Below are 26835 nucleotides of genomic sequence, written 5' to 3'. Positions count from 1 at the left end.
TTATTTGACACAAATGTAAATTAAAACGTGAGGTAGTGAATATTGCCAATAAAATAATTCTGACGGTGCAGTTATATGGTATAAATATTGTTATTGATTATTAAAGGAAATGATTAACCACGGTTACATTATTTTTGCAATTCAATTTTACCGATCATGCGTATTGTACAATGCCTGAGTGTAGCCATCCTTTTATTTTGTTTGAGTTGCAGTAGCAGTTCTCCCAAGGCAGATGATAAGAAAGTAGAAAAGGGACCATTGAGCAGTAACTTGTCTGCCGCAGGTACGACTAAGATGATGACCCTAGTGACCAAATACTACTCATTAAAAAATGCTTTGGTGGCTTCTGACGAAGCAAAAACTGCCACCCAAAGTAATGAACTGATGAACGAAGCAAGGAATATGAGCGCCTTTCTTAGCGCAGATTCGGCAAATAAACTACCACTGCAGCCATACCTTGATACTGTGATCATGCAGACCCAAACGATAGCAGGAATAAAAGATAATACCTGTGAAAAGCAGCGGCTGGCATTCAGCGGCATTTCTACAGCTATGTATACCATGCTAAAGCATGCAGGACTGAAGAATGGAGGAGTGCACAAGCAATATTGCCCAATGGCCTTCAATGATAAGGGCGCGTATTGGCTGAGTGAAGAAGAGGAGATTAAGAATCCGTATTTCGGCAAGAAAATGCTGGAGTGTGGAGAGGTGCAGGAATCATTTTAATTAAGATCTACTTATACAGTCTATACCAACTATCATGTTTATAAAATTTCGTTTTCTACTTCTGCTGATACTCCTGCCGGTCTTAGCTATTGCCCAAAAGGCATCGCTGAGCGGCTATATGCGCGACTCGGCTTCGGGAGAAACGCTGATTGGCGGATCTATCTACATTAAAGAAGCTAATCTTGGCGGACAAACTAATGGATATGGATTTTATTCGGTTTCCGTACCTCCAGGCACTTACACTGTCACTTTTTCTTATGTAGGTTACCAGACACAAATACGAAAGATCGACCTTAACACAAATCATACTTACAATGCAGAGATGCGCAGCTCTACTTTGATGAAGGAGGTGGAAATAACTACCGGCAGGAAGAATGAGAATGTGAAGAATACGGAAATGGGGACTGTAACTCTATCCATTGCACGAATACAAAAACTGCCGGTTTTGTTTGGCGAGGTTGACGTGTTAAAGACGATACAGCTGTTGCCCGGAGTGCAATCTGCAGGTGATGGTAATGCAGGTTTTTATGTGCGCGGCGGCGGTCCGGATCAGAATCTGGTACTGCTTGATGATGCGGCTGTTTATAACACGGGCCATTTATTTGGTTTCTTTTCTGTCTTCAATTCAGATGCCATTAAGGATGTAACCCTTGTTAAGGGTGGCGCACCTGCTAACTACGGTGGTCGTTTGTCATCGGTGGTGGATGTGACTATGAAGGAGGGGAATAATAAGGAGTTTCACGGGCAGGGTGGTATAGGATTGATAGCTTCCCGTTTTACACTGGAAGGTCCACTTAAGAAAAATAAAGGGTCGTTTATGATAGCTGGAAGGCGCACTTACATTGATGTATTGTTGCGACCATTTACAGAACGATTGAAGAACACAGGCTATTATTTTTATGATCTTAATCTGAAGGCCAATTACAGATTGGGAGAGAAAGACAGACTATACTTAAGTGGCTATCTGGGGCTTGATAAGTTTAAATTTGAAAGTGAGAACGGTACGTTTAAAGCGAAGATACCCTGGGGTAATACCACTGCTTCGCTAAGGTGGAATCATCAGTTTAGTGATAAGTTATTTTTGAATACTACCGCTGTTTACAACACTTATAATTTTGCATCAAGCTTTGAGCAGGGTAGTGGGGCATCTGCAAATGCAGCATTTGGTATAAAGATATCATCGGGTGTAAAAGACTACAACATAAAGAGCGATCTTGATTATTATACATCTTTCAATCACCACATTAAGGGAGGGCTCGTATATACCAATCACACCTTTATCCCTAACCAGGTATCGGGCCAGGCAGATACTATAAAACTGCAACCCAACAATGCTTTGATCAAATACGTGCATGAAGCAGGTGCATATGTGTTGGATGATTTTGACCTTACTAAAAGGATCAAAATAAATGTAGGATTGAGATACACATGGTTCGGTCAGGTGGGGCCTTACACAGCCTATGATGTGGATACCAACGGTAACAAAAGGGATAGTACAAAATATGGCAAAGGTGACCTTGCAAAAGTCTACGATGGGCTTGAACCGAGATTTAATATTCGCTACACCATAAATGAAAATTCGTCAGTAAAAGGAAGTGTGGCCAAGACATACCAATACCTGCACCTGGTAACTAATAATGGCAGCACATTACCTACCGATGTGTGGGCACCAAGTACTTACATTGTAAAGCCACAGAATGCATGGCAGTACTCAGCGGGTTACTTTCATAATTTCCTCGATAATAAGCTGGAAACCGCTGTAGAGGTATATTACAAGCGAATGAATAACCAGGTGCAGTACAAGGATGGCTACGTTCCTAACTCACTTCAGGACCCGGAATTGTCTTATGTTTTTGGTAGAGGAACCGCATATGGTGCAGAGTTGTTTATCAATAAAACACAAGGCCGATTTACGGGTTGGGTAGGGTATACTTTATCGTGGACATACCAAAAATTTGCCTTACTAAATAATGGTGATGAATTCCCTGCCAAGTACGACAGAAGGCACGATATATCTGTAGTAGCGAGCTATGAGCAAAGTAAGAAATGGACATTCTCAAGCGTATTTATTTATGGTACTGGTAATGCTATAACACTGCCAACAGCTTTCTATTTTGTAGGTGGTACGCTGGTGGAGCAATACAGTAAAACCAACTCGTATCGTATGCCTGCATATCATCGCTTAGATGTGTCGGCTACCTACACTCCGCAGCATACTAAGCCGCATAAATGGCAGGGTAGCTGGACGTTCTCTGTGTATAATATTTACAATCATGCTAATCCTTACTTTTTGTATGTAGACAGGTCGGAGGTGGGTAACACCGGCACCATAAAACTGAAGGTGAAAGAGGTCTATATTCTCCCTTTGCTACCTAGTATCACTTACAATTTTAAGTTTTAATTGCGCGGTTCCATATTGTTGTAAACCATTGATGGACAATGGTTTCAGGAAATGGTCTTGTGGGTTTGAAAGCTGCATATTTGCAAGTGTTTGAAAAAATGTTTTGGAAAATTGAAAGTTGTGCGTTTACCTTTGCACCAGTTCTTTTAAAAGATCGCTTATCAAGAAAGGCAGAGGGTTATGGCCCGTTGAAGCCTTAGCAACCTCTCTCGTAGCAATACGGGAAACAGGTGCTAATTCCATCCTCCTGAAGAAGAAATTCTGAAGGCAGGAAAGATAAGTCAGACGTAATAGTTGGCAATATTTTTCGTGCAGCAACACACGGAATTTACATAACTAAAGCTCCCCTGATTTATCGGTGGGAGCTTTTTTTATTTGTGGTATGTCAGTACTTGACATGCACATAAAAATGCTCTGCCGGTAAACCTTGGTAAGTGATCATTAGATAAGTATTTTATTTATTAATCATATAAAAACCAAGAAAGATGAGCAAAGCAACAAAACTGATTCACAGTATTCCGGTAGACCCATTGACAGGATCCATTTCAGTACCTATTTACCAGACATCCACATTTGTACAAGACGCGCCCGGAGAAAATAAGGGGTATGATTATGCCCGTAGTAATAACCCCACAAGAGCTGTGCTTGAAAAAGTGATAGCAGAGTTGGAAGAAGGTGCCGCAGGGTATGCATTTGCCAGCGGACTCGCGGCTATTGATGCGGTAGTGAAGCTATTACAAAGCGGCGACGAGATACTGGCGGTTGATGACATTTACGGGGGCGCATTCCGATTGTTTACGCACATTTACCAGAAGTTCGGCATTAATGTCAACTACGTTGATACCACAGATGCCCGTAATGTAGCGGCTGCTATAACTGCTAGAACCAAACTGGTCTGGTTGGAGACACCTACCAACCCTACACTGAAGATCAGCGACATTGAGGCGATAGCAAAAATAGCCCATGACAATGGTTCGTTACTGTGTGTAGACAATACCTTTGCGTCGCCTGCTCTACAGCAGCCGATACTGCTGGGCGCTGACATTGTGGTGCATAGCGCCACCAAATATCTTGGGGGCCATAGCGACCTGATTGCAGGGCTTGTAGTAACCAAAACAAAAGCCCTCGGCGATGAGATCAAATTTATACAGAATGCGAGCGGAGCCATACTGGCACCACATGATAGCTGGCTGGTGATACGTGGAATAGAAACGCTGCATCTGCGCGTAGCGGAGCATAGCCGTAATGCACTAATAGTAGCCCGCTACCTGCAAAAGCATCCTGCTGTTGCCAATGTATATTACCCTGGCCTTTCTACACATCCCAATCATAGCATTGCTGCAGTACAGCAGAGCGCAGGTGGCGGAGTGGTTTCATTTACGCTGAAAGAAGACACAGCAGAAGCAGCGAAAAATGTGGTGTGTAGTACTAAACTGTTCAAACTGGCGGAGAGCCTGGGTGGTGTAAAGAGCCTGCTTTGTCACCCTGCAACAATGACGCATAAAAGCATACCAGCAGAAAAAAGGCATGCATCGGGTGTCGCGGATAGCCTTATACGATTGAGTGTAGGGCTGGAAGATGTGGCTGATCTGCTTGAAGATATTGATAAAGCATTGACCGGATCCGTTAAGTTGAAATATACTAAAGAGACTGCTGCCATAGCTTATTAGTGGCCTTTTTTGATAGTTGCGATACCTGTCAATAGCAATTTTTACAGCCCCTTTTAATTCTTTTATCAAACCATAAAAACACATAAAATGTCTAAACAAACAAAACTCAATATAGGCCTCTTCGGCTTTGGTGTAGTGGGCGAGAGCCTGTGGCAAGTATTACAAAACAATACATCGCTCAATGCTCAGATCAGTAAGGTCTGTATTAAGCATCCTGAAAAAGAACGTAACGCCCCAAAGGAATTATTTACCGCTAATCCTTATGAGGTACTTAGTGACGATTCTATAAATGTTTTAGTAGAACTGATCGATGATGCCAATGCGGCCTATGATATAGTAAGCAGTGCACTTAAGAGTGGTAAGGCTGTAGTGAGTGCCAATAAAAAAATGATAGCAGAACATTTGCCGGAGTTGCTGGCCTTACAAAAAGAGTTTGATGCTCCATTTCTTTATGAAGCTGCCTGCTGTGCCAGTATACCCGTTATTCGTAATCTGGAGGAGTATTACGATAATGACTTGTTGAGAAGCATCAGTGGAATAGTGAATGGCTCAACCAATTACATTCTTACAAAAATAGCGGAAGAAGGTCTGGACTTTACGCAGGCATTAAAACAGGCACAGGAAAAGGGCTTTGCAGAAAGTAATCCTACATTGGATATTGAAGGTACAGATGCTTTGAATAAGTTGACCATACTTCTTGTACATGCCTATGGAGTTGTCAGTCACCCCAGCGAGCTTACCTACACAGGCATTCATCACCTGGAAGAGCATGATGCCCAATATGCCAGAGAGAAAGGATATGAGATAAAGCTGGTGGCTCATGCGCACAAGTTGGACAATGGTAAGATAGCGGCCTTTGTATTTCCACAGTTTCTGCAAAAAGACAATTCACTGTTCCATGTAAAAAATGAATACAATGGGATGATCATAGAGAGTGGACTGGCAGATAAACAATTCTTTAACGGTAAGGGCGCAGGTGGCTTTCCTACAGCTTCTGCGGTGATCAGCGACCTATCTGCGCTACGTTATAACTATCGGTATGAGTACAAGAAACTATACAATCAGTCGCCATCAAAACTTACCAATGACTTTTATTTACGCATTTATGTAAGTACAGGTCCTGATGATCCAATTCCGGCTAATTTCTTTGAGCGGATAGATGAGTGGTCCGGTAATGATGCACGAACGTATGTGGTGGGTGTTGTTCATTTTTCTAAACTGGTTAGAGATACCTGGTGGAAGCAAAAGGGAACGTCTGTTGTGTTATTGCCAGATGCATTTGTGACGCCTATTGTTAAAACGCAATTGAAGAATATTGAGGAATTGTTTCCTGTTTAGTGCACGTATTCTTTTATTGCCTGAAAATAAGATTTGACAACTTTTTAGAAAGTTGTCAAATCTATTTTTACTCGTGATCTTCTATGCAGTTTCCTGTGTCTGTTTCTTTGAGAATACCTGCGTAGCATACCTGTACAAGATAAATAACCATGTTGCGAACAGTCCGCTCAGCATCCAACTGTCTGTCTTGCGTAATGGGTGTTTAACATCATGAGCAATATTCATTAATAGCCCGAATGGTTGAGTAAATATATCCCAGCTATTCCAGCGCATATAGCGACCAAGATATATGCCATAGCCACATAAGAGCAACAGTGAAAAGACAACAACAGGGACATACTTTACCGAAATATTCTTCTTTAAGAACTGCTCTATGTTGTATAGCGATGACATACCCATAAGTACACCATTCAGTGCAGCTGAGAAGAGGAGTAGCAAGTCGAACCACTTAGGTACATTGGTGCTTTCATTTAAGTGGAACAGATCGGTGACAATGTACATTGCATTAGGGAAGAAGAGTAGCCACAGAAAGAAAATTCCCCAGCTTGTTGTTTTATCTTCTACCTTACTTATTCAGTAGCTGAATACAAGCGGTATGCCAGCAAGAACCAGATTCCATGGAATAAAGAAGAAAATTAACGTGCGGGTATGAACCATGCGCATAAGTAATACTACGGCAGTAAAAGAAAGGAGTGGTACCAGCCACTTGTATTGATTGAAGAATTTCATTTTGTATCGGTTATATAATTATTGAAAAAAGAAAACGATCACTGCTATTACCACACTTGTTGCAGATGCCATGAGTACTGCCCCTGCCGATATGTCTTTTACTGCTTTTATTGCATCGCTGCGTTCCATATTGCAGGCGAAATCGCAGAGCTTCTCTATGGCGGTGTTGATGGTCTCGCAGATCCAAACAAGTGCTATTGCGGCTACTATTGCTATCCACTGGTTGCCATTAAGGTGTTTGAGAAACCCTGCTATAACTACTACAGCTGTAGCTATAATGTGGAGCTTTATATTGGGCTCCCCGGGCAATAGCTTTATGCCATTAAGAGCATAAATAATGCTATTGCGTCGGGAAGTGAGGGTCATGTTTTTACTGGATCTGTTCATTGTTTTCTTCGTCACGTGATTCATTGTTGTCATCTTTTATGTTTACTTTATAATCGTTGCGGGGCACTTCTGCTTTTACTCTTGCAGGTGCATACCATTCTATTTTTCTGGAGTAATACATGATCACTGCCAGTATAAGGAACAGGCCAATGCTGCCAAATAACAGGGCATAGTCTTCAGATTGAATAAGTATAAATATGTAGCCGTATAATCCTGCAAGAGTGCATGTGAAGCCTATGGCTGTTTTGGTATTTTTGAAAATGCTCCATACATACATGCTGATCAACATTACGGTAGCGATAGATGCTATAAGGTAGGCTACGTTGAAACCCGCGTACTCTGATATGGAAAGTAGTAGTGTATAGAAGATAGTGAGCGCCATACCTACCAACAGATATTGAATGGCGTGTATCTTTTTCTTCAGTAGTATTTCGAGGAAGAAAAAGAATGTGAAGGTGAGTGCGATGAAGAGGATGGCATATTTTACTGAACGGTTTGTCTTCGAGTATTCATCCACAGGCTGTATCAGGCTTACACCAAACGCTGCCTTTTCCAGGGCATAGACATTGTCCTTCCAGCTCTGCGGATAATTGTGAGATAGAGGAAGGATCTTCCAGTGGGCGGTGAAATGGTCTTTGCCTATTACAGAAGTGTCGGGTAAGTACTGACCATCAAATTTGGGATCTTTCCATGCCGCACTGATGTTAACGTCCGTGCTTTTGCCTAATGGCGTGAAGTATAGATATTCCGATCCTTTAATACTGAGATTGATAGAGAAAGTTGCAGTTCCATCTTCATTCATCACAATGGGTGTACTTAACCCTTCAGACACTTGTTTATTCTCCGGTACTCCGGCTTCCATAAACTGTTTGGTCCCATTCCAGTTGAGTGCTACCTGTTCGGTTATACCATGCAGATCGCCTACTGCAAGCACCAGTCGGGCGTTTCCCCAAAGTACATCCGCTCTGTTCAGTTGTAGTTTTTCAAAAGGGATATCGAATCTTCCATCCAATTGCAGGTTAGATGTATACAACATCACGTTGTATAGGCTGCGCTTTTTCTTTATGGGGTTTATGTTGCCGGATATACGTAGATCATTTGGTAGCACATATGCCATTTTCACGGTGCCGGCGTCTGTTTTGTACGGCAGTAGCAGCATTGGTCCGGTTACGGTTTGTTTGCCAGCCCATTTATTACTTACGTCATTGACCACAGCTTCCTGTCTGGCCTGTCGCTCACTCACCAGGTTGCTTACAAAAACACCCGGTATGAGCATGATCAATATGAGGAAGCCTACAAGCAATCCCTTTATCAGAATACTGTTTTTTTCATAGAAGCCTGGCTCCGGTTCGTTTGTGTACATGTGGTTTGTTTGATTTAGGTGTGATTATTTATTTTATTGAAAGTGCTTTTAAATACAAAGTGATGTGCGCTAAAAAAATGCAGGAGTATCCTGCTTTCTTGTGCTAATATAACTGTGTGGCTTTTCTTTTATTGTGAGCGATTCATAATATTTACCCCAACCCTTTAATTATCTTTTCCAGTGCATCCAGGTGGCTTCTAAAAGCCTTTTCGCCTGCTTTTGTTATGGTGTAGGTAGTGTTGGTCTTACGGCCTATAAATCCTTTCTCTACTTTTATATAAGCGTTTTCTTCCAGTGTTTTCAGGTGAGTTGCAAGGTTACCATCGGTAACATCAATAAGCGATTTGAGGTCGTTAAAATTCACACTTTCGTTCACTATGAGTGCGCTCATAATGCCAATGCGTATACGACTGTCAAATACTTTATTAAGTTGCTCTATGGGGTTGCTCATCAGTTGCTATTTATCGTATTTATTCCACATCATAGCGCCGTAAAAAATGTGCAGTATACCAAATCCTATTGCCCAGAAATATAGACCGAAACCCGGGAAAAAAAGTCCACTGCAGCCCAATACTACCTCCAGCATTCCCAGATATCGTATGTCAGATAATGTGTGCCTGCTGCCACTTATTAATGCCAAGCCATAAAACACCAGGCACACAGGAGCTACAAACATGCCGCATCCATAATAGATAAATGCTACTGAGAAAACGCCACCTGCAAGCAGTGGGAAAAAACCTTGTATCAAAAGTTGACGAGATGCATTATTCCAGAGCGTATGATTATGTTTACGGGCCTTTTTATATGTAAAGTAGAATGCTCCGACCAGCGCAACCACAAATACGCCCATACCCAACAATAACAGATGCAGCGTGAATTTGTCGAAAAACTCTGGCGTGCCATCAAGCGGCTTGCCTATGTATTTGTATGCGGGCTGCTGCAAAAGTTGATAAGCTATATAAGAGCCAACCAGTGCTACACCTCCGGCCCAAATACCACTCATTCCACTCAGAGATACAAACCTTGCCGAGCGATCCATAATGCTGCGTATATCCTGCAGCGTTTCTAATGAGGCATTGTTATTGGTTGTGTCCATACAAAAGCACTTTGAGATACAAAGTTATAAATTTCTTTGAAACATGTTTCTTTTATTTTTGGGATAAATAAAATATTAACATTTGCAGAAGGAGATTTGAAATGGGTTTATCTGGCGCGTCTCAACTCGCGCTTTTTACTTTTAAATTTTAAGTTTTTACCTAATTTCACATTTGCAGAAGCAGTCTTTATATGAAGCAATATATTTTTACAACCCTGTTATTATTTTCCGGTATCATTTCTTATGGTCAGGACGAGCTATTTGGCACAAGTGCTGCTAAGAAGCAGCATTACGGTTTTATACTCAATGGAAATGTTTCTGCCGACAAGCCGCTGCTGGATATGGCTAAGCGTTACGGCGCCAGTTACAGGATAGGGGCTTCGGTTACTTACAAAACAAAAGGCAACTGGTTGTTTGGTATTAAGTACGATTTTCTGCTCGGTAACAAGATCACTGAAGATTCTTTTGCTATTAATATAAAAGACAAGTATTCCGGTGATTTTAATGGTAAGGTATTCCAGACCATTAATATTAATGGACAGCGGGTGGGTGTGCCGGTATACGAGCGTGGTTTTCTTACCGGTATTCAGGCAGGTAAGATCATTCCGCTTAAGAAAGGCGAAAAGGACAATGGACTAATGTTGCTGACCACTGTTGGTTTTATACAGCACAGGATTAATATTTACAATCGTGATGGTGATGTGGAGATGCTGCAAGGTGACTATAAGAAAGGGTATGACAGGCTTACGCAGGGCATGTTCGTGGAACAGTATGCGGGTTATACTTACTTTGCTAAAAATGGTCTATTAAATTTCAATTTTGGTTTGGATCTTATGTGGGGCTTTACAGAAGGTAGAAGAGCCTATCTGTTTGATGTAGGCCATGCCGATGATAAGAAGAGGAATGATGTGTTGCTGGGAGTGCGTGCAGGGTGGATGATACCTATTTTCAAACGCAAATCAGAAGACATAACATTTGAATGATCAACGTTCTCATTTACAGGTTAGTTATTGGGTTATATGCTTTGGGTATAAGGGTAGCATCGCTATTTAAACCCAAGGCTAAGTTATTTATAGCCGGCCGTAAAGGGTTGCTGGATAAGATAAGGCAGGCACTGAGTACCGAGCAACGTCGCCGTATATGGGTGCATTGCGCGTCGTTAGGCGAGTTTGAGCAGGGCAGGCCGGTAATAGAGGCGTTACGAGCTAAGCATCCTGATTATGCGATAGTGTTGACGTTTTTTTCTCCATCAGGTTACGAGGTAAGGAAAGATTATGATGGTGCAGACTATGTATTTTACCTACCAGTGGATAGTCCCCGAAATGCTCAGGCGTTCGTTGATATTGTTGGCCCTTCTATTTGCCTGTTCGTTAAGTACGAGTTGTGGTATTTCTATTTGTCTGCATTGAAACAGAATGCTGTTGAAACGATACTCATTTCCGCCCGGTTCAATAAAGAACAGGGATTCTTTAAATGGTATGGTAGTTTGCAAAGAGAAATGCTGGATTGTTTCACTGATATTTTTGTACAGGACCAGGTGAGCATAGATCTGTTGAAGAGTATAAACATCAATCACGCAATAATTGGCGGAGATACCCGTTTTGACAGAGTTGTGAAGGCAGCTGCTCAGGTAGCGGTGCTACCTATTGCAGAAGAGTTTTGCGAGGGCTATAAAATATTGATAGCTGGCAGTACGTGGGCCGATGATGAACAACTGCTTTACAATGCATTACCATCATTACCCACCGGCTGGAAATTAATATTAGTTCCGCACGAGGTACATGTAAGCCATATTAATGAGATAGTAAGGTTATATGGAAATGATGTGGTGAAGTGGAGCGATTGGAACGGCAAGAGTGATAAAAGAGTACTGCTGATAGATAAGGTAGGATTTCTGCTGCAATTATATAGATATGGCACGGCTGCATGGGTAGGTGGCGGGTTTGGCAAGGCAGGGGTACATAATGTATTGGAGCCTGCTGTTTATGGAATGCCCTGTTTTTACGGACCTGTATTTCACCAGTTTACTGAGGCGGTGGAGCTTGTTGAATTAGGTGGGGCAGAGGTCATCAATAAACCCGAAGATCTGATACTGGCTTTAGTTTCTTTTGATAATACAGATATGTACCAAAAGAAGTCAGTAGCTGCTAAGCAATATGTGCTCGGCAGGCAGGGTGCAACGGCTAAAGTTATGGAGCGCATAGATCATTTCATTTCTTAGGCAATAACAACTATAAGATATGAGTGCAGGTCAGCTGAAAGCAATTGTCGCGTTCTACAGGTATTACTGTGTCTTACCGGTGCTGCTAAGTATGCTGTGCTGCTATCTCTTTTTTATAGATGGTTCGTTGTTTGCCGTGCTGATGATCAAATTGATAACCGGTATAGGAGTTAGGTACTTTATCATCTTGTTGCAGTCCAACAAGCTATTTTACTATTACAATCAGCACATGTCACGCACTCTGCTGTGGGGTAGCTATTTTCTTTTTGATCTTGCTTTACTAATCGTCATGTTATGTCTCATAAGCCTGTTGAAATAATGATAGATAACCTTGTTGCCGAGAATATATTTTTCTCGGTGATGCAGCGCGACATTCTGAAGGGCGTAACCATCCGTGCAGATAAGGGTAAGGTTACAGGTTTGCTGGGGCGCAATGGCTCGGGTAAGTCTACTATGTTGCAGGCCATGTTTGGAACATTGTCGGTACAAGAGTGCAATGTATTTGTGAATGGCCAGATGGTCAAAAATGCATATGGCAAAGCAGGACTAGTCAATTATCTTCCTCGAAAACCATACTTGCCTGGACGCCTTAAAGTGGCTGACGCATTAAAACAGTTTGGTTCGGATGTAGCATACATACTGTTATGGTTTCCCGAGGTGGAAGAAGATCTTGAAAAGAGGATAAATGAATTATCCGGAGGAAGGGAGCGCCTGTGGTCTGTACTGATACTGTTGTTGGCCAATACCCGTTTTACCCTCCTCGACGAGCCGTTTACCCATATCATGCCCATTCACATAGAGCGGTTAAAAGAACTGATTTCCATAAAAAAGGTAGATAAAGGGATAATTATCACCGATCATATGTACAGGCATCTACTCGAAATAAGTAACAGCCTTTACCTCATGAAAGACGGAAAGAGTATTTATATAAGGGACAAGCAAGACCTGGTACTGCATGGTTACCTTAGTTTTCTGGAAAGCGATTGAATACGTGGGAGTAATTACCCGACGAATGAATTATATAATGATTTTCTTATTTCCTTGTACGCAGATAAAATCGTAGGTTTGCGCCGTTAAAAAATGAGTATGCAGCAGTTACAAATGGTTGACCTGAAAAGGCAATATCAAAAAATAAAGGCAGAAGTAGATACCGCTATTAATCATGTTATTGAGAACGCCGCTTTCATAGGTGGTCCTGATGTTCATAGTTTTGCTACTGAGCTGGCTCAGTATCTGGGTGTGAAGCATGTAATACCATGCGCTAATGGTACTGATGCACTACAGATAGCCCTTATGGCATTGGGCCTTCAGCCCGGCGATGAGGTGATCACTCCAAGTTATACCTACATAGCTACTGTAGAAGTGGTTGCGCTTTTAAAATTGACTCCCGTATTTGTTGATGTTGACCCAGACACCTTTACCATGAATATGGAAAGCGTGAAGAAAGCCATCACTTCAAAAACAAAAGCGATCATACCTGTTCACCTTTATGGACAAAGCGTGAATATGGAGCCACTACTGGCAATAGCTAAAGAACATAATATAGCTGTTGTAGAAGATAATGCACAGGCAATAGGCAGTACCTATACTTTTTCCAATGGCACTACTGTTAAGACAGGTGCCATGGGTATAATAGGTTGCACATCATTCTTCCCATCTAAGAATCTTGGTGGATACGGAGACGGTGGTGCCATGTTTACCAATGATGATGAACTGGCACAGAAGTTGAAGATGATCGCCAACCATGGTCAGCAAACAAGATACTATCATGAGATGGTAGGTTGTAACAGCCGCCTCGATACGATACAGGCAGCGGTATTGCGCATAAAGCTGAGAAAGCTGGATGAGTATTGCTACTCCCGTCGGCAGGCAGCTGATTACTATGATAAGGCGTTCAAAAATCATCCAAAGATCACTACGCCATATCGTGCACCATATTCTTACCACGTATTCCATCAGTATACATTGCAGATAAGCGGTTTCGACCGAGATACTTTGCAGCAGAAACTGGCTGAGCGCAATATTCCGTCAATGATCTACTATCCCGTGCCTAGTCATAAACAGAACATGCTGAAGGAATATGGTGTTGAGAACACGATATTGCCGGTTACAGATATGCTGCAGGACTGCGTGATATCATTACCAATGCATACAGAATTGACGGAAGAGGAACTGGCATTTATTACTAACAACCTGATTGAAATAATAGGATAAATCTATTCTAATGAAAGTAACTAAAACGCACATAGACGGACTGCTGATCCTCGAACCGAAAGTTCATGGAGACGAAAGAGGCTACTTCTTTGAAAGCTATCGCAAGAGCACTTTCGAAGACGAGGGCAATGCCGTTAATTTCATACAAGACAATCAGGCGCGGTCTATAAAGAACGTACTACGCGGACTGCACTACCAAAATAATCCGGTTCCGCAATGTAAGTTGTTGCGTGTATTGGAAGGCAGTATATGGGATGTAGCTGTTGATATCCGCAAGGGTAGCAAGACCTACGGCCAGTGGTATGGTATAGAACTGTCGGCAGAGAACAAGGTGCAGTTTCTTATACCTCATGGTTTTGCTCATGGCTATGCTGTTTTGAGCGATACTGCTGAGGTATTCTACAAATGCGATAACTACTACAGCAAAGATTGTGAAGGTGGTTTATACTATGCCGATCCCGCTATAAACATTGACTGGAAGATAGACATCAGCAAAGCAATTGTCTCTGAAAAAGATCAGAAGCAACCATTGCTTAAGGATGCTAATAACTTGTTTTAATAAGGAGACAACAGAAATAGAATCGCCGCTTCAGCTAATAGTTGAAGCGGCGATTTTGTTTAACGCAGTATTTCCGCAGATCGGTCATTGTCAAATATCCTCATTGCCGAATTGTCAAATTATAACCATCCATTCTGTTCCATCAGCTTCTCAGCTCTGGTGATATCTTCAGGAGTATCTATCTCTACGCCCATGTACTGGGTGATGGCCATGCGCATAGGCACGCCATGTTCCAGGAAGCGCAGACATTCTACTTTTTCAGCGGCTTCCAGTGGGGTCATTGGCCAATTGGTAAAGTTCATTAAAGCCTCCTTGCGGAATGCATATACTCCAATATGTTCGTAGTAGGGTATCTCTATCTCTTTGTTGCGCGGGTAGGGCAGTACACTACGCGAGAAGAAGAGTGCATCATTGTTGAGTGCCAATGCCACCTTCACATAATTATGGTCTTGTATCAATGCAGGATTAGTAAGACGCTGCACTAGCGAAGCCACCTGCACGGTATTCCCGTCTGCTCCGGTAAACAGGTTCAGTAGTTGCTCCAGAGGTTGTTTCTGTACAAATGGTTCATCGCCCTGTACGTTTACGAATACATCGGCATCCATATGTTCCGCAATCTCGGCTATACGGTCTGTACCACTTTCATAAGTGCCCTTGCTCTTTACTGCCTTTCCGCCGTTTTTGATTATCTCATCCATTATCTCGTCACTATCCGTAACAACGATCACCTCATCAAACAAGCCGGTGTTTACTGCCGACTCATAAGTACGATGTATTACACTCTTACCTTTTATTGGAGCGAGCAATTTTGATGGGAAACGGGTAGCGCCAAGGCGGGCCGGTATTAAAGCAATTACTTTCATAACAATTATTCTAATGATCTAAATATAGACAAATCAGGCTTTTTTCAACACACCCAATAAGAACATGACCCAACCTGAAATAAACAGTAATCCACCCACCGGTGTGATCAATCTGCCTATCACAGGGATGTTCACATTCTTAACCTCCAGCAGAGGATATAGATACAGTGTGCCACTGAAGCATATGATGCCACCTATGAACAGAGGCATAGCCACTTCCAGTTGTTTATTAGGGAAAGATGCGTATACTACCCCTAGTATCAACAATGCAAAGCTGTGGTAAAATTGATAGGTTACTCCCTTCTGAAAAACATCGATCTTTTCAGGCGGCAACATGCTTTTCAGTCCGTGGGCAGCAAAGGCGCCCAGTACTACGGCAAGGCCTGCCAGCACTATACCTGCTACTATTGCGGGTTTATACATGAGGCATAATTTTTTCAAAGGTAGTGAGCGAAATGTCTTCTGTTTGTAAAATGTGCTGCGCCAGCTCGTAGTCTTCCTTGCGCTCTGTGAGTAGTTTATCCAGGTATTCATCCAGATTACTCTTGCCTTTTAGTAAAGGCCTTTGTGTAGTGTCGTTCTTCAAATTATTTACCAGGTGTGCGGTAGTCGACTGCAGGTAAATTACCTCGCCAGCGTCCAGCATCATCTCCATATTTTTAAAGAAACAAGGCGTGCCTCCGCCACAGGCAATAACCGTATTTTCCGGGGCAGTAGCAATGATACGTTCCAGGTACACATTTTCCATTTTACGGAAACCCTCTTCCCCTTCTATTTCAAACAAAGTGGCAATTTCAGCCTTTTCCTTTTTGGCTATGTAGGCATCCATGTCTATAAACTCCTGGTCATAGGCGTCGGCCAGTTTTTTGCCCCAATATGTTTTCCCGGTTCCGGGCATTCCTATCAAAAAGATCATGCTGATAACTTATTATTAATGAATTTCCAGAGGAAAAGCATGCCATTTTTAGCAGCCATCTCTTTATTACGTTCCCTGTCGTAGAAGAATCTGAATTCTTTCGTCTTCACCTCATCTTTCGATGCGACTGCCATCCACACTGTCCCTACTTTTACTCTTCCCGTTCCGCCATCAGGGCCCAGTACACCGCTTACAGATAGGGTGTAGTCCACATTAAGTACTTTCATTGCACCCTTAGCCATTTCTATTACGGTTTCTTCACTCACGGCTCCGTAGGTGGTGAGTGTTTCTTCCTTTACACCCAGCACATTCTGTTTAATAGAGTTGTCGTAAGAAACGATGCTACCCATAAAGTATGCAGAGGCGCCCGCTACCTGTGTAATGTAATGCCCTATATACCCACCGGTGCAGCTTTCCGCTATGCCAATAGTTTTACCATTTGCTTTCATGGTATTGCCCAGTATCTTTTCAACCGGCATATCATCCATAGCTATTACTATGCTGCCCAACCTGGTGGCAATCTCCTGCTGCTTCGCTTCTATTTCCGCTGTTAACTGTTCTATGTTTGTACTTTTTCCTGTCAGTCTTAGTTTCACAAAACCACTGTCTGGTAGAAATGCCAGTTTTATGTGGTTTGGTAACGACGCCTCTATGTCCAGCAGTTTCTCCGCAATAAAGCTTTCTCCTTCCCCCGCTGTAAATACACTTCGGTGCACAATAGCATCGCCGGGGAAATGATCTTTAATGCGCGGCAGTGCTACATTGGTCATTATATGCTGCATCTCAAATGGTACGCCGGGCAGCGAAATGATGATCTTCCCATCCTTTTCAAACCACATACCCGGAGCTGTGCCCATATCATTAAACAGTACAGTGCATACGTCCGGTACTTCAGCCTGCTTCATATTTCGCTCCAGTATTGGCCGGTTGCGTTTGGCAAACATTTCCTTCAGGTGAGTGAGCACCTTTTCATTTACGATCAGTTTGCCACCAAAATAATCGCAAAGTAATGGTTTGGTAATATCATCGCTGGTAGGGCCAAGGCCACCGGTAAGTATAAGTAATGATGCCTTTTGTAATTCTTCATCAAGCGCGTTAGTTATGGCATCCTTGGTGTCGCCAACTGCCACACGCCTTACGACATCAATACCCAGCTTATTTAACTGCTGCGCTATCCAGGCTGAATTGGTATCAATAGTCTGACCGATCAGCAATTCGTCACCTATGGTTATTATTACTGCATGTATGTTACTCATGGATAATTTTGTAGCGGTGTTTAAAAATATCAGAGATCAGCCTGAGTAAAGAATGGAGCCAGTCGGCTATGTAATTCTTCAGGCATGTTTACTTTCTTCTTTTCTTTAGGGTCAAAGAATACCAGTGTGGTCACCCCCTTATTCAAAAATACTCCTGCTTCATTATACAGCTCACTATGGAACTGGATCTTACTTGAAGTGGGTAATTCTTTCAGTATGGTCTTGACGGTAATGAGATCATCATAAACCGCCGGCCTGTAATACTGCACATTCAATTCGGCTACCGGCATCATAATTCCCTTTTCTTCCAGTTCCCGGTAAGTAAACCCTAATTCGCGTATTGCTTCAGCCCTGCCTACCTCATAATAGAGCGCATAGTTTCCGTAATATAGATACCCCATCTGGTCGGTTTCTCCATATCTTACTCTTATCTGTGTAGTGGAAATGAACATGTCTTTTTAGGATTGTAGTTAGTATAGAGTTGTGAGTACAACTATTGCCGCATAAACCACTTTTTACCTGCCTACCGGTAGGCAGGCTTTTACTTTTTACTTTTTATTCTGTCTGCTTCCTTTATTGTATTTACACTCGTTGCCTGGTTCAGGCAGGTAACGGTAAGGTCATTGATACATACATGTGCAGGCAGATTAGCACAATACCATGCTATGTCAGCTATATCTTCAGCCCTTAGCGGGTTGATCTCTGCGTATACATTTTTGGCTCTTTCTTCGTCTCCTTTGAATCTCACCACAGAAAACTCTGTTTCTGCCATGCCGGGGTGAATGCCGGTTACCTTTATACCGTAGCTCAGCAGGTCTATTCTCATGGCCTGGTTCAGCGCATCTACGGCAAATTTGGTAGCGCAGTAAACATTGCCATTCTTGTACACCATTTTAGATGCGGTAGAACCAATGTTAATGATGTGGCCCGATGCCTGGCTGGTCATTATTGGTGCCACCTGGCGCGTCACATAAAGTAGTCCTTTCAGGTTGGTATCTATCATTACATCCCAGTCATCGGTGTCTCCGTCTTCTATACTGCTAAGGCCCGATGCTAGTCCTGCGTTATTCACCAGTATATCTATACGATCTACCTGCGTTTTCAGGTGAGCAATGGCTGCGGCTACCTGCTGCTTATCGCGTACGTCAAAGTTCAGCGTGATCACTTTTACTTTATACTCGTCTTCCAGTTGTTGTTTTAGATCGGCTAATCGTTCTTCTCTGCGGCCTGTTATACAGACAGTGTATCCGTTTTGAGCAAATTTTATCGCTATGGCCTTTCCAAATCCGGAGGTTGCCCCGGTTATCAATATTGTTTTGTTCATGCGCTGAAACGCTTCTTGTAAGCGGTGTAAAGATAATAACGTGATGGTTAATGTGTTGCTAAAGAACGCATATAAAAAAACTGCCCCGCAGGTGCGGGGCAGTTCACGAAAGAAGATTTATGGTAAAATGACCAGTTTTTGAGATAATATCCGTTCCTGTGTCCGCATTCGCACACTGTATGTTCCTGATGGCACCCCTGCAATGGAGTAGGTTAGCGCGTTGTAGCCTTTGCTTACCAGTTCGTGTTCCGCAAGCTGTTTTGCCACTTTGCCTTGCATGTCTATCAATTCTATAGTGCAGGCATTGGCATTCTCTAGGAAACACTTGATCATGATGTTATTCACAGCGGGGTTGGGAGATACCCCAAGCAGTTGCTGACCATGGTAATAGTTGGATAATGTAGTAGGTGTATTCAGTGCAACTGCCGAATCAACAATGATATTTTCATCTCCTGCCTGATAGGCTGTGTAAATAAAATAGACGATCATCATTTCATCGGTAGTATTTTCTCCGGCTGTTACAAGTTGGGGTGGTGAACTCGGATTTTCCGGGTTTGAGCTGGTGTTATTATATTCTGCATCAGCATAAATAGTACTCAGCGGTGGTACATGTTTCAGGCGCGGGAAGGCGTAAAATCCTTGCCAGTGAAAATCCCATGCAGGTATATTAATATACCTGTCTGTATCGCCGGTTGGCAATACACCATAGCTTTTTATGCTTGTACCTATCAAATGCATGTGCGGTGCAAGGCCCAGCAATGTAACATCGACTGGAGATACCTGGTGTTCATGGTAAGTTTGTATAGCGTTTGCCGGAATGTTCAGCGGCGTATTTATGTTGCTTTCGTGGTTCAGGATCGGATCTATACGCACATTCCTTATGGTTGGTGCAGATGAGAAGAAGAAATGTACTTCGGTACTATCTACTAAACCCGAGGTGCCGGCAGGGTAGTGTATTTGTAATGCTATGTCTGCATTTTGCGGTATCCTTAGCCCAAATCCATTTGGGTATACCATAGCGGCACTGCCGGGTACCCATGCGCCCACCATTACAGCGTCACTGCTACCTACACCACCAAAGTTGGTATAACCGGGGCCGGGGCTTGCAGCATCAAGTGCCGAACATGCACCGGTTGTATCCCAGAATACCAATACATGATGTACTATAGCGGGGTTGCCGGGTATAGCTTCAAAAGCCGTAACATATTTATCGGCCAGCAGCCCGCTGGGTATAGTAAAGCACTGGTAAAGGTCTCCACTTGCAGCGGTAGAAGTATAGGTGGGTATTTTAACGATAAGATCTGGAGTGCCGGGCAGTTCACCTACCGAACCGTATACGGGCATTGGTGGAGCGGCAGAGAGCGTACCTGCCGGCGTGCCGCCACTAGCCCAGCTGGCTATTGTATTGATCTCTACCGCAGAAAGAATGCGCTCATGTGCAAAATGTGAATAATTTTTTTCAGGTGGCCACGGAGGCATTTTACCACTTGTTACATCGGTAAGCATCATACCCGCATTGGCCACCGCATCGCTGTAGGTCATCAGTGCAAACGGAGCGATACCTCCGGAATGGTGGCATGAAGTACAGTGGTTATAAAGTATTGGCGCCACATCAGTGCTCCATACCGGTGCAGCCTGTGTGGCTAGTGCCGATAGTATCAATGAAGAAATAAGTAACAGTTTTTGCTTCATATGCTTGTATTGAAATATGAATTTACTCATTTATATTATATAATGTAAATTATTTTAAAAATGCCTTGGGCTTTCTATTAAGCATTTAAAGCGTTTTGAGGCTTATTTGTTTGAGTAGAACTAATTCTATGGCAATACGAATATACATTATGCTAATTCGCTTTATTAAAATTTCGTTAATAATCTGCAAACTAATATCTTTGAGAAAATTAAAAAATCTTTTAAACTTTTATGAAGACGAAATTTATAACTGCTTGCCTGCTAGCACTGTCATGCGTCACGAGTATCTCGGCCATAGCACGTGAGGAAAAACCACTGGATGCATTTATCAGGCACGTAAAGGAATCTCATTCATTTGTTACCGTTAATGACCTGTGGCAGACAAATCAGGCTTTTGATAAAAAAGAGTTACTTAAAAATGTAGAGAAGGCTCAGCCTTTGACTATAGACTACACCAAGGTTGCAGACTTCCTGCAGAAAAAGATGACTGCCATCAATCTGGTTATCCCTGGTCCCGATGGTACAACATACACCATCGAACTGGCCCGTTACGATTTCACCAGCAACGATTTTGAAGTACATGCTATGGGGGCAAATGGTGTTGATACCAAGGTTGAATATACTCCAGGCTTACATTATAGCGGTGTTGTTAAGGGTATTCCCGGATCATTAGCTTCTTTTTCTTTCTTTAAGAATGAAGTATACGGCATATTCTCTACGCCGGAAGGTAATTTTGTTGTAGAGCCAAATACAATGGTTGGTGAGAGCTACAACTACAACCAGAATTATCTTTGTTACAACGATCAGGACATCCTCTTTAAAGATAAAGCCCCTAAATGTGGTTCTGATTTGTTGCAGGATGTAAGGCCGGCTCACAAAACAACTACAACCATAAATAATAACGTATACAATAACTGTACTGAAGTAAGGTGTTTTGAAGTAGTTGACTATACAATGTATGTAAAGAAAGGGTCAAACGTAACAACTGTGACCAATTACCTTAATTCTATGTTTAATGTAAAGAATACTATCTACAGAAACGAAGGTATTCCGATAGTACTTAAGTATGTACAGGTAAATACTATTACAGACAGGTTCGCTCCACTAGGCACTACGGCTGCGGGTGCATCAGGAGTTTGGTTAGATACTTTTGGTAAAATCACTCAGAATACCATGCATGGCTGCGACCAGGCTACTTTATTTACTACCAAGGGTGGTTCTATGGGCGGTGTTGCATGGTTGGGCACTATGTGTATGCCATATCAGGCATCGAGCTTCGCAGGTCCTTATGCATTTTGTAACATTGATAATACAACGTCGCTTACGGTATCTCCTTTTGCTACTTTCAGCTGGAATATTGAAGTTGCTGCACATGAAATGGGACACAATCTTGGTTCTCCGCACACACACCGTTGCTGCTGGGGGGCTACCCGCACTACTGCTATAGATGGATGTTACACAATTGAAGGTACTTGTGCCGATCCGGGTAATCCCACAACCGCTGTTGGTGGCACCATCATGAGTTATTGCCATCTTACCAGTTCAGGTATTAAGTTTGTCAACGGTTTTGGAACCCAGCCTGGTGATACTGTTAGATATGAAATTGCTAACACATTCTCATCAACATGTGGCGCAGCTTACCACCCCGGTTATGCGCTTAATCTGGCTGGTAAAACATTGTCGGCTAACAGAGAATGTACCGATATGAGCACAGGTTATACTTACTATTGGAAAGATAATCTTACTGCAAGCCATGCCGATGATACTTTGGTATTGATGATCAAGAAAAACGGCAATAATATTGGTAACCTCAACACCACAGGGTTCTCTGTTAAGCAAAACACATTGGCTGCGTTTGGTACAAATGTAGGCACAGCAACTACTTTCCCTACAGGTACTATAGGTGTAGGAACAACAAATGTGTCTATGAACAGGTACTGGACAGTTGCAACTCCGTCTTCAGCGGCGCTTGCTCTTGCAGTTGAAGTTGTTTTCCCATTTGTAGTAAAAGATAGTGCAGATGTTGATGGTAGTGTTACCGGCACACCGCTGGCTTTAACCAACTTTAGAATGTATAAAGTCAATAGTACTACGGTTAGTGCAGATCCTTCAGCTGCGTTTACAGGCGGAAGCTCTGCTATCTTCTCTGTGTACAAATATGGTGCTACTGCTTCTACAGCAAACTGGTCACTTACAAGAAGTGCTGATACTTGTTTCGCACATATATTGACTAAAACCTTAGTAGGTGGCGGTTCTGGCTTCTACCCTTCAGGTGCCGTTACAGGTGTTGAAAATGTAACAGCCGGTAATGCCAACGTATTTGTATATCCTAATCCTACTGATAACAATTGGTTTGTGTCAATAACAGGTAGCACTAGCAATGAAATGACCATGCAGATATTCTCTGCAGATGGTAAGATAGTTCACACGCAGGCATTACAAACAACTACTACTAACACAGTTAACGCAGAAAACCTGCCTGTAGGTATGTATTACTACCGTGTGGTAGGCAATGAAGCTACCTATACAGGTAGCCTGATGAAGAAATAATAACACATTCAATATTAATAAAAAAGACAGGCTGATCTGCAAAGGTCAGCCTGTCTTTTTTTGCTTGCAGTGTATTGGACGATCGCTGTTATACGTTGCCCTTTCGGATAACACCTAATAGCAATGATATTACAGCCAGTACAAGTAGTATGTGTATCAGATTTCCCGCATGCCATGCGAAAGATCCGAGAAGCCATCCTATAACAAGAATAATTGCGATGATATACAGTAGCGATCTCATGGTGTTGTGTTTTTTTTAGTTATTGAGTTACTTAAAAATACTGTGCCACCATTTTTAGTTCGTTTGCAGATCTAAGTATCTGAGATGCATATAGTGATGTGGAAGCGTTCAGATATCTGTAGTAACGTTTGATCTTTTTAGAAAACGATGCTGAAAGCATCAGTTGTTTTCATTAACTGTTCTTTAATCAATAACATAAGAATTCCCTACTTTAGCTTCAATATCACCCCATAATATGGAACCAACATTTTTCCCCACCCAGGATGACTTCAGGGCATGGTTGAAAAAACACCACAAAAAAGAAAAAGAACTGCTTGTAGGGTTTTATAAAACCGATTCAGGAATGCCATCCTTGTCCTGGCCCGAATCGGTAGACCAGGCACTCTGCTTTGGCTGGATAGATGGGGTGCGCAGGGGACGTGATGAAGTAAGTTACACCATCAGGTTTACTCCGCGTAAGCCAACCAGCATATGGAGCACGATAAATATAAATAAGGTAGCAAAATTGACCGGGCAAGGCTTGATGATGCCTGAAGGTATAGCCGCGTTCGAGCTACGTAAGGACCACAAGACATCAATATATAGCTACGAGAAAGACGCCACGCCTCTTGCCGCAGCATATGAAATTGAATTTAAGAAAGATGAGGACGCATGGGCTTTCTTTTCCAAACAACCACCCGGATATAAAAAACAGATGATACACCGCATCATGGATGCCAAACAAGAAAAGACACAGATCTCCCGATTGGAGAAGTTGATAGAGGCGAGTAAAGAGGGAAAGAGGATATTATAATTACTTCCCATAAACTCTGTCGCCACCCACAAACGTAGTAAATACCTTTGTATCCAATAACTCATTTTCTGGGGCCAGCATAAGGTCATTGTTGACGATGATAAAGTCCGCTTTCTTGCCGATCTCCAGGCTGCCAGTCTCATGTTCCATGCAATTTGCTTTGGCTGCCCATATGGTCATGCCCTTCAAGGCTTGCTCGCGCGTCAGCTTGTTCTCTGGTTGGAAACCTCCTTTTGGTGAGCCTTTGGCGTCCATCCTGGCAACCGCTGCATAGAATGTTTTAATTGGGGATATATCCTCCACGGGAAAATCCGTTCCCAGTGCTATCCAACCGTTCTGTTCCAGCAGTTGTTTGTAGGCGTAACCGCCTTTTAATCTTTCTGCTCCAAGCCTGTCTGCCGCCCAATACATATCACTGGTAGCATGGGTAGGCTGCACCGATGGAATTACAGATGCGCTGCCAAACAGGTTGAAATCTTCTTTATTAACGATCTGCGCATGTTCTATTCTCCAGCGTTTGTCATTCTTTCCTTTCAGGTACTTATTATATATGCGCAGCACCATTCGGTTGCCACTATCGCCAATAGCATGTGTGCACATTTGGAAATCAGTATTCACCAACATGGCCGCCAGAGAATCATAGTGGCTTATCGGATTCAGAAGAAAGCCCATCCAGCCCGGCTTGTCAGTGTAAGGTTGTAAGAGGCATGCGCCCCTGCTACCCAGTGCACCATCGGCATATGCTTTTACACCTTTTATATATAGCTTGTCAGTTTTGTATGGCTTTTTGCCCAGGTAACGCAGAAAATTGGATGCAGAATCGGTGAGCATTACATACACACGCATTTTCAGCACACTGTCGCGCTGCAATGTGTCTATCATTTCTGCTTCATAGTACATCAGTCCGCAGTCGGTTATAGTGGTCAGGCCCTGCTCAAAGCACCTGTTCTGTGCAGCGTCCAGCCATTTTCTATAGTCCGCCTTTACAGGCCTTGGCACTATCCTCGATACCAGGCCTACTGCATTATCTATCAAAAGGCCGGTTACTTTTCCATCTTTTACTTCTATGGTGCCACCTTGTATAGTACTGGTTGTGGTTACCTTACCTAGTTCTAGTGCAGTATTACTGGCTATAGCTGCATGGCCGTCAACTCTTTCCAATAATATGGGCTTCCCTGGGAATGTCGCACTCAGCTTTGCATTATCAGGATATGCCTGTCCCGGAAATTTATTCTGGTCCCAGCCTCGGCCACGAATCCATTTTTCATTAGGATTGGCCAGTACAAAGGTTTGTACCCTGGTTATTACCTCGTCCCAGCTCTTACAATCATATAAGTTCACTTCAAACAATGAACGACCATAGCCCACAAAGTGCGCATGTGCATCTATAAACCCCGGATACACAGGATATCCCTTGGCATTGACTACATCAATTCCCTTATACTTCATCAATATTTCCTCATTTTTGCCAATGGCAATGATCTTGCCGTCTTTAACCGCAAAAGCTTCAGCCATAGTTGACAGGCTATCAACAGTATATATTTTGCCATGATGAACCACCACATCTACCAGTATTTTATCATGGCAGCTACTCAATGAGAAAACAATAAGGCTGAAAAGAAGAATATAATTGAAGCGCATAAGCAGAAATTGGATAAATGATACAGAACATGTCTGTAGCGCAAATGTATAATATTGTATTGGAGTAGGGTAGTGTAAATGTCGTTTACCAATACCTATTGTCACAGGAAATGTGTCCATTTTACAATGCTGAAGGCATCATACGTTTATAGAAAACAGTCAATTGCAAGGGAACGATGCAGGCGCTATCGCATGTCTATATAACCTGCTTCCAGGACGTAAGGACATCACTACATTGTGTTCCACATTAAATTTTGCTGGTTACACACATTTGGTTGATGAAATTTTTTAAATAGTTGTTACAGTAGCGTATATTTGCATCCCATTTCATTCATCTATGAGATATTTTTATTTATTGTTTGGCTAAAAAGTCAAAAAATGAAGAAAAAATGTCAAAAAAGTGAATAATTATTTTTATTTGCGTATTTATTTAAATTCTTTTACCTACCTTTGCAGTCCGAAAAATTATGGCTAAACAGTCTCTTATTAAGCAAGATGGAACGATTATTGAAGCATTATCCAATGCAATGTTCCGAGTAAGGTTGGAGAATGGGCACGAAATTCTTGCCACGATCTCAGGAAAAATGCGCATGCACTACATACGTATTTTGCCGGGTGATAAGGTAGGAGTTGAAATGAGTCCTTACGATTTAAGTCGCGGACGCATAATTTATCGCTACAAATAAAGTTTATTCATTTTTATTTAGAATACTTACTGTTATGAAAGTTAGAGCATCCATTAAAAAGCGTAGCGCTGATTGTAAGATAGTTCGCCGTAAAGGAAGACTGTATATAATCAACAAGAAGAATCCTCGTTTTAAACAAAGACAAGGATAATTAAAATTAATTTTCAAA

General features: G+C 42.4%; 30 protein-coding genes and 1 riboswitch. Of the genes, 15 read left to right on the top strand and 15 right to left on the bottom strand.

Going from position 1 to position 26835, the window contains the following annotated elements:
* Positions 1-156 precede the first annotated feature (156 nt).
* The 5 genes from CJD36_RS18990 (at position 157) to CJD36_RS18975 (ending at position 6135) form a co-directional block, all read left to right on the top strand.
* A complete protein-coding gene (locus CJD36_RS18990) occupies positions 157-726 on the top strand; it encodes a DUF3347 domain-containing protein (RefSeq protein ID WP_105040785.1) in 570 nt (189 codons plus the stop codon).
* Between the two features lie 34 nt (positions 727-760).
* On the top strand, positions 761-3127 hold the full coding sequence (locus CJD36_RS18985; protein WP_105040784.1) for a TonB-dependent receptor: 2367 nt from the start codon (positions 761-763) through the stop codon (positions 3125-3127).
* Positions 3128-3165: 38 nt separating this feature from the next.
* Positions 3166-3327 (top strand): hypothetical protein, encoded by a 162-nt coding sequence (locus tag CJD36_RS23340; protein WP_161499386.1) that lies wholly within the window; start codon positions 3166-3168, stop codon positions 3325-3327.
* Positions 3283-3410: riboswitch (SAM riboswitch) on the top strand. (Overlaps the previous gene by 45 nt.)
* A gap of 202 nt (positions 3411-3612) precedes the next feature.
* Positions 3613-4797 carry a trans-sulfuration enzyme family protein gene (locus tag CJD36_RS18980; protein WP_105040783.1) on the top strand — a complete coding sequence of 395 codons (1185 nt, stop codon included), beginning with the start codon at positions 3613-3615 and terminating at the stop codon, positions 4795-4797.
* Between the two features lie 87 nt (positions 4798-4884).
* The gene (locus tag CJD36_RS18975) at positions 4885-6135 is read left to right on the top strand and encodes a homoserine dehydrogenase (protein ID WP_105040782.1); all 1251 of its coding nucleotides are present in this window, start codon (positions 4885-4887) and stop codon (positions 6133-6135) included.
* 81 nt (positions 6136-6216) lie between these two features.
* Here the strand turns inward: CJD36_RS18975 and CJD36_RS18970 are convergent, their stop codons facing one another.
* The 6 genes from CJD36_RS18970 to CJD36_RS18950 all read right to left on the bottom strand — a co-directional run bounded on the left by CJD36_RS18970 (position 6217) and on the right by CJD36_RS18950 (position 9710).
* Positions 6217-6672, bottom strand: a complete 456-nt coding sequence (locus CJD36_RS18970; protein ID WP_262497530.1) for a DUF1361 domain-containing protein — start codon at positions 6670-6672, stop codon at positions 6217-6219.
* 36 nt (positions 6673-6708) lie between these two features.
* Positions 6709-6864 (bottom strand): hypothetical protein, encoded by a 156-nt coding sequence (locus CJD36_RS23335; RefSeq protein WP_161499385.1) that lies wholly within the window; start codon positions 6862-6864, stop codon positions 6709-6711.
* Between the two features lie 18 nt (positions 6865-6882).
* A complete protein-coding gene (locus tag CJD36_RS18965) occupies positions 6883-7251 on the bottom strand; it encodes a diacylglycerol kinase family protein (RefSeq protein ID WP_161499384.1) in 369 nt (122 codons plus the stop codon).
* Positions 7235-8614, bottom strand: coding sequence for a cell envelope integrity protein CreD (gene creD / locus CJD36_RS18960; protein ID WP_105040779.1), 1380 nt, complete (start codon positions 8612-8614; stop codon positions 7235-7237). Before creD ends, CJD36_RS18965 begins: the two co-directional genes overlap by 17 nt.
* A 151-nt stretch (positions 8615-8765) precedes the next feature.
* Positions 8766-9065 (bottom strand): winged helix-turn-helix domain-containing protein, encoded by a 300-nt coding sequence (locus CJD36_RS18955; protein ID WP_105040778.1) that lies wholly within the window; start codon positions 9063-9065, stop codon positions 8766-8768.
* A 6-nt stretch (positions 9066-9071) separates the two neighbouring features.
* The gene (locus CJD36_RS18950; RefSeq protein WP_105040777.1) at positions 9072-9710 is read right to left on the bottom strand and encodes a hypothetical protein; all 639 of its coding nucleotides are present in this window, start codon (positions 9708-9710) and stop codon (positions 9072-9074) included.
* A gap of 191 nt (positions 9711-9901) precedes the next feature.
* Here CJD36_RS18950 and CJD36_RS18945 point away from each other — a divergent pair, with 191 nt between their 5' ends.
* The 6 genes from CJD36_RS18945 (at position 9902) to rfbC (ending at position 14704) form a co-directional block, all read left to right on the top strand.
* The gene (locus tag CJD36_RS18945) at positions 9902-10693 is read left to right on the top strand and encodes a hypothetical protein (protein WP_105040776.1); all 792 of its coding nucleotides are present in this window, start codon (positions 9902-9904) and stop codon (positions 10691-10693) included.
* The gene (locus tag CJD36_RS18940; protein ID WP_105040775.1) at positions 10690-11931 is read left to right on the top strand and encodes a 3-deoxy-D-manno-octulosonic acid transferase; all 1242 of its coding nucleotides are present in this window, start codon (positions 10690-10692) and stop codon (positions 11929-11931) included. Before CJD36_RS18945 ends, CJD36_RS18940 begins: the two co-directional genes overlap by 4 nt.
* Positions 11932-11950: 19 nt before the next feature.
* Positions 11951-12250 (top strand): hypothetical protein, encoded by a 300-nt coding sequence (locus tag CJD36_RS23330; RefSeq protein ID WP_161499383.1) that lies wholly within the window; start codon positions 11951-11953, stop codon positions 12248-12250.
* Positions 12226-12918, top strand: coding sequence for an ATP-binding cassette domain-containing protein (locus tag CJD36_RS18935; protein ID WP_105040774.1), 693 nt, complete (start codon positions 12226-12228; stop codon positions 12916-12918). Before CJD36_RS23330 ends, CJD36_RS18935 begins: the two co-directional genes overlap by 25 nt.
* A gap of 99 nt (positions 12919-13017) precedes the next feature.
* Positions 13018-14145 (top strand): DegT/DnrJ/EryC1/StrS family aminotransferase, encoded by a 1128-nt coding sequence (locus CJD36_RS18930; RefSeq protein ID WP_105040773.1) that lies wholly within the window; start codon positions 13018-13020, stop codon positions 14143-14145.
* Positions 14146-14155: 10 nt separating this feature from the next.
* Positions 14156-14704 (top strand): dTDP-4-dehydrorhamnose 3,5-epimerase, encoded by a 549-nt coding sequence (gene rfbC / locus CJD36_RS18925; protein WP_105040772.1) that lies wholly within the window; start codon positions 14156-14158, stop codon positions 14702-14704.
* Positions 14705-14823: 119 nt separating this feature from the next.
* On the opposite strand, the gene kdsB is transcribed toward rfbC, so the two are convergent.
* The 7 genes from kdsB to CJD36_RS18890 all read right to left on the bottom strand — a co-directional run bounded on the left by kdsB (position 14824) and on the right by CJD36_RS18890 (position 20755).
* Positions 14824-15567: a 3-deoxy-manno-octulosonate cytidylyltransferase gene (kdsB, locus tag CJD36_RS18920; protein WP_105040771.1), complete on the bottom strand. Its 744-nt coding sequence runs from the start codon at positions 15565-15567 to the stop codon at positions 14824-14826.
* A gap of 33 nt (positions 15568-15600) precedes the next feature.
* Positions 15601-15990 (bottom strand): DUF423 domain-containing protein, encoded by a 390-nt coding sequence (locus CJD36_RS18915; protein WP_105040770.1) that lies wholly within the window; start codon positions 15988-15990, stop codon positions 15601-15603.
* Positions 15983-16483 (bottom strand): shikimate kinase, encoded by a 501-nt coding sequence (locus tag CJD36_RS18910; protein ID WP_105040769.1) that lies wholly within the window; start codon positions 16481-16483, stop codon positions 15983-15985. Before CJD36_RS18910 ends, CJD36_RS18915 begins: the two co-directional genes overlap by 8 nt.
* A complete protein-coding gene (locus CJD36_RS18905; protein ID WP_105040768.1) occupies positions 16480-17739 on the bottom strand; it encodes a CinA family nicotinamide mononucleotide deamidase-related protein in 1260 nt (419 codons plus the stop codon). The genes CJD36_RS18910 and CJD36_RS18905 overlap by 4 nt, the downstream gene beginning before the upstream one ends.
* 29 nt (positions 17740-17768) lie before the next feature.
* Positions 17769-18191, bottom strand: a complete 423-nt coding sequence (locus CJD36_RS18900; RefSeq protein ID WP_105040767.1) for an acyl-CoA thioesterase — start codon at positions 18189-18191, stop codon at positions 17769-17771.
* Between the two features lie 89 nt (positions 18192-18280).
* A complete protein-coding gene (locus tag CJD36_RS18895; protein ID WP_105040766.1) occupies positions 18281-19063 on the bottom strand; it encodes an SDR family NAD(P)-dependent oxidoreductase in 783 nt (260 codons plus the stop codon).
* A 117-nt stretch (positions 19064-19180) separates the two neighbouring features.
* Positions 19181-20755, bottom strand: a complete 1575-nt coding sequence (locus CJD36_RS18890) for a T9SS type A sorting domain-containing protein (RefSeq protein ID WP_161499382.1) — start codon at positions 20753-20755, stop codon at positions 19181-19183.
* A gap of 231 nt (positions 20756-20986) precedes the next feature.
* Between CJD36_RS18890 and CJD36_RS18885 the strand changes: the two genes are divergently transcribed.
* Positions 20987-23305, top strand: coding sequence for a zinc-dependent metalloprotease (locus tag CJD36_RS18885; protein WP_105040764.1), 2319 nt, complete (start codon positions 20987-20989; stop codon positions 23303-23305).
* Between the two features lie 88 nt (positions 23306-23393).
* Here the strand turns inward: CJD36_RS18885 and CJD36_RS18880 are convergent, their stop codons facing one another.
* The gene (locus tag CJD36_RS18880; RefSeq protein ID WP_105040763.1) at positions 23394-23546 is read right to left on the bottom strand and encodes a lmo0937 family membrane protein; all 153 of its coding nucleotides are present in this window, start codon (positions 23544-23546) and stop codon (positions 23394-23396) included.
* Between the two features lie 235 nt (positions 23547-23781).
* Between CJD36_RS18880 and CJD36_RS18875 the strand changes: the two genes are divergently transcribed.
* Complete coding sequence (locus CJD36_RS18875; RefSeq protein WP_105040762.1) at positions 23782-24339, top strand: YdeI/OmpD-associated family protein; 558 nt, start codon at positions 23782-23784, stop codon at positions 24337-24339.
* Here CJD36_RS18875 and CJD36_RS18870 read toward each other — a convergent pair whose 3' ends face one another.
* Positions 24340-26100 (bottom strand): amidohydrolase, encoded by a 1761-nt coding sequence (locus tag CJD36_RS18870; RefSeq protein ID WP_240609385.1) that lies wholly within the window; start codon positions 26098-26100, stop codon positions 24340-24342. It abuts the gene before it with no gap.
* A gap of 347 nt (positions 26101-26447) precedes the next feature.
* Here CJD36_RS18870 and infA point away from each other — a divergent pair, with 347 nt between their 5' ends.
* The gene (infA, locus tag CJD36_RS18865; protein ID WP_105040761.1) at positions 26448-26666 is read left to right on the top strand and encodes a translation initiation factor IF-1; all 219 of its coding nucleotides are present in this window, start codon (positions 26448-26450) and stop codon (positions 26664-26666) included.
* A gap of 34 nt (positions 26667-26700) precedes the next feature.
* On the top strand, positions 26701-26817 hold the full coding sequence (gene ykgO, locus CJD36_RS18860) for a type B 50S ribosomal protein L36 (protein WP_105040760.1): 117 nt from the start codon (positions 26701-26703) through the stop codon (positions 26815-26817).
* Positions 26818-26835: the final 18 nt, after the last annotated feature.

The sequence above is a fragment of the Flavipsychrobacter stenotrophus genome (assembly GCF_002954265.1).
GTDB lineage: Bacteria > Bacteroidota > Bacteroidia > Chitinophagales > Chitinophagaceae > Flavipsychrobacter > Flavipsychrobacter stenotrophus.
This window is presented reverse-complemented; position numbering and strand designations above follow the sequence as displayed.

Bases quoted from the DNA above. Each gene is read 5' to 3' on its own strand.
- CJD36_RS18990 (WP_105040785.1), top strand. From the start codon at position 157: ATGCGTATTGTACAATGCCTGAGTGTAGCCATCCTTTTATTTTGTTTG.
- CJD36_RS18985 (WP_105040784.1), top strand. From the start codon at position 761: ATGTTTATAAAATTTCGTTTTCTACTTCTGCTGATACTCCTGCCGGTC.
- CJD36_RS23340 (WP_161499386.1), top strand. From the start codon at position 3,166: ATGGTTTCAGGAAATGGTCTTGTGGGTTTGAAAGCTGCATATTTGCAA.
- CJD36_RS18980 (WP_105040783.1), top strand. From the start codon at position 3,613: ATGAGCAAAGCAACAAAACTGATTCACAGTATTCCGGTAGACCCATTG.
- CJD36_RS18975 (WP_105040782.1), top strand. From the start codon at position 4,885: ATGTCTAAACAAACAAAACTCAATATAGGCCTCTTCGGCTTTGGTGTA.
- CJD36_RS23335 (WP_161499385.1), bottom strand. From the start codon at position 6,864: ATGAAATTCTTCAATCAATACAAGTGGCTGGTACCACTCCTTTCTTTT.
- CJD36_RS18965 (WP_161499384.1), bottom strand. From the start codon at position 7,251: ATGAACAGATCCAGTAAAAACATGACCCTCACTTCCCGACGCAATAGC.
- creD (WP_105040779.1), bottom strand. From the start codon at position 8,614: ATGTACACAAACGAACCGGAGCCAGGCTTCTATGAAAAAAACAGTATT.
- CJD36_RS18955 (WP_105040778.1), bottom strand. From the start codon at position 9,065: ATGAGCAACCCCATAGAGCAACTTAATAAAGTATTTGACAGTCGTATA.
- CJD36_RS18950 (WP_105040777.1), bottom strand. From the start codon at position 9,710: ATGGACACAACCAATAACAATGCCTCATTAGAAACGCTGCAGGATATA.
- CJD36_RS18945 (WP_105040776.1), top strand. From the start codon at position 9,902: ATGAAGCAATATATTTTTACAACCCTGTTATTATTTTCCGGTATCATT.
- CJD36_RS18940 (WP_105040775.1), top strand. From the start codon at position 10,690: ATGATCAACGTTCTCATTTACAGGTTAGTTATTGGGTTATATGCTTTG.
- CJD36_RS23330 (WP_161499383.1), top strand. From the start codon at position 11,951: ATGAGTGCAGGTCAGCTGAAAGCAATTGTCGCGTTCTACAGGTATTAC.
- CJD36_RS18935 (WP_105040774.1), top strand. From the start codon at position 12,226: ATGTCTCATAAGCCTGTTGAAATAATGATAGATAACCTTGTTGCCGAG.
- CJD36_RS18930 (WP_105040773.1), top strand. From the start codon at position 13,018: ATGCAGCAGTTACAAATGGTTGACCTGAAAAGGCAATATCAAAAAATA.
- rfbC (WP_105040772.1), top strand. From the start codon at position 14,156: ATGAAAGTAACTAAAACGCACATAGACGGACTGCTGATCCTCGAACCG.
- kdsB (WP_105040771.1), bottom strand. From the start codon at position 15,567: ATGAAAGTAATTGCTTTAATACCGGCCCGCCTTGGCGCTACCCGTTTC.
- CJD36_RS18915 (WP_105040770.1), bottom strand. From the start codon at position 15,990: ATGTATAAACCCGCAATAGTAGCAGGTATAGTGCTGGCAGGCCTTGCC.
- CJD36_RS18910 (WP_105040769.1), bottom strand. From the start codon at position 16,483: ATGATCTTTTTGATAGGAATGCCCGGAACCGGGAAAACATATTGGGGC.
- CJD36_RS18905 (WP_105040768.1), bottom strand. From the start codon at position 17,739: ATGAGTAACATACATGCAGTAATAATAACCATAGGTGACGAATTGCTG.
- CJD36_RS18900 (WP_105040767.1), bottom strand. From the start codon at position 18,191: ATGTTCATTTCCACTACACAGATAAGAGTAAGATATGGAGAAACCGAC.
- CJD36_RS18895 (WP_105040766.1), bottom strand. From the start codon at position 19,063: ATGAACAAAACAATATTGATAACCGGGGCAACCTCCGGATTTGGAAAG.
- CJD36_RS18890 (WP_161499382.1), bottom strand. From the start codon at position 20,755: ATGAAGCAAAAACTGTTACTTATTTCTTCATTGATACTATCGGCACTA.
- CJD36_RS18885 (WP_105040764.1), top strand. From the start codon at position 20,987: ATGAAGACGAAATTTATAACTGCTTGCCTGCTAGCACTGTCATGCGTC.
- CJD36_RS18880 (WP_105040763.1), bottom strand. From the start codon at position 23,546: ATGAGATCGCTACTGTATATCATCGCAATTATTCTTGTTATAGGATGG.
- CJD36_RS18875 (WP_105040762.1), top strand. From the start codon at position 23,782: ATGGAACCAACATTTTTCCCCACCCAGGATGACTTCAGGGCATGGTTG.
- CJD36_RS18870 (WP_240609385.1), bottom strand. From the start codon at position 26,100: ATGGACACATTTCCTGTGACAATAGGTATTGGTAAACGACATTTACAC.
- infA (WP_105040761.1), top strand. From the start codon at position 26,448: ATGGCTAAACAGTCTCTTATTAAGCAAGATGGAACGATTATTGAAGCA.
- ykgO (WP_105040760.1), top strand. From the start codon at position 26,701: ATGAAAGTTAGAGCATCCATTAAAAAGCGTAGCGCTGATTGTAAGATA.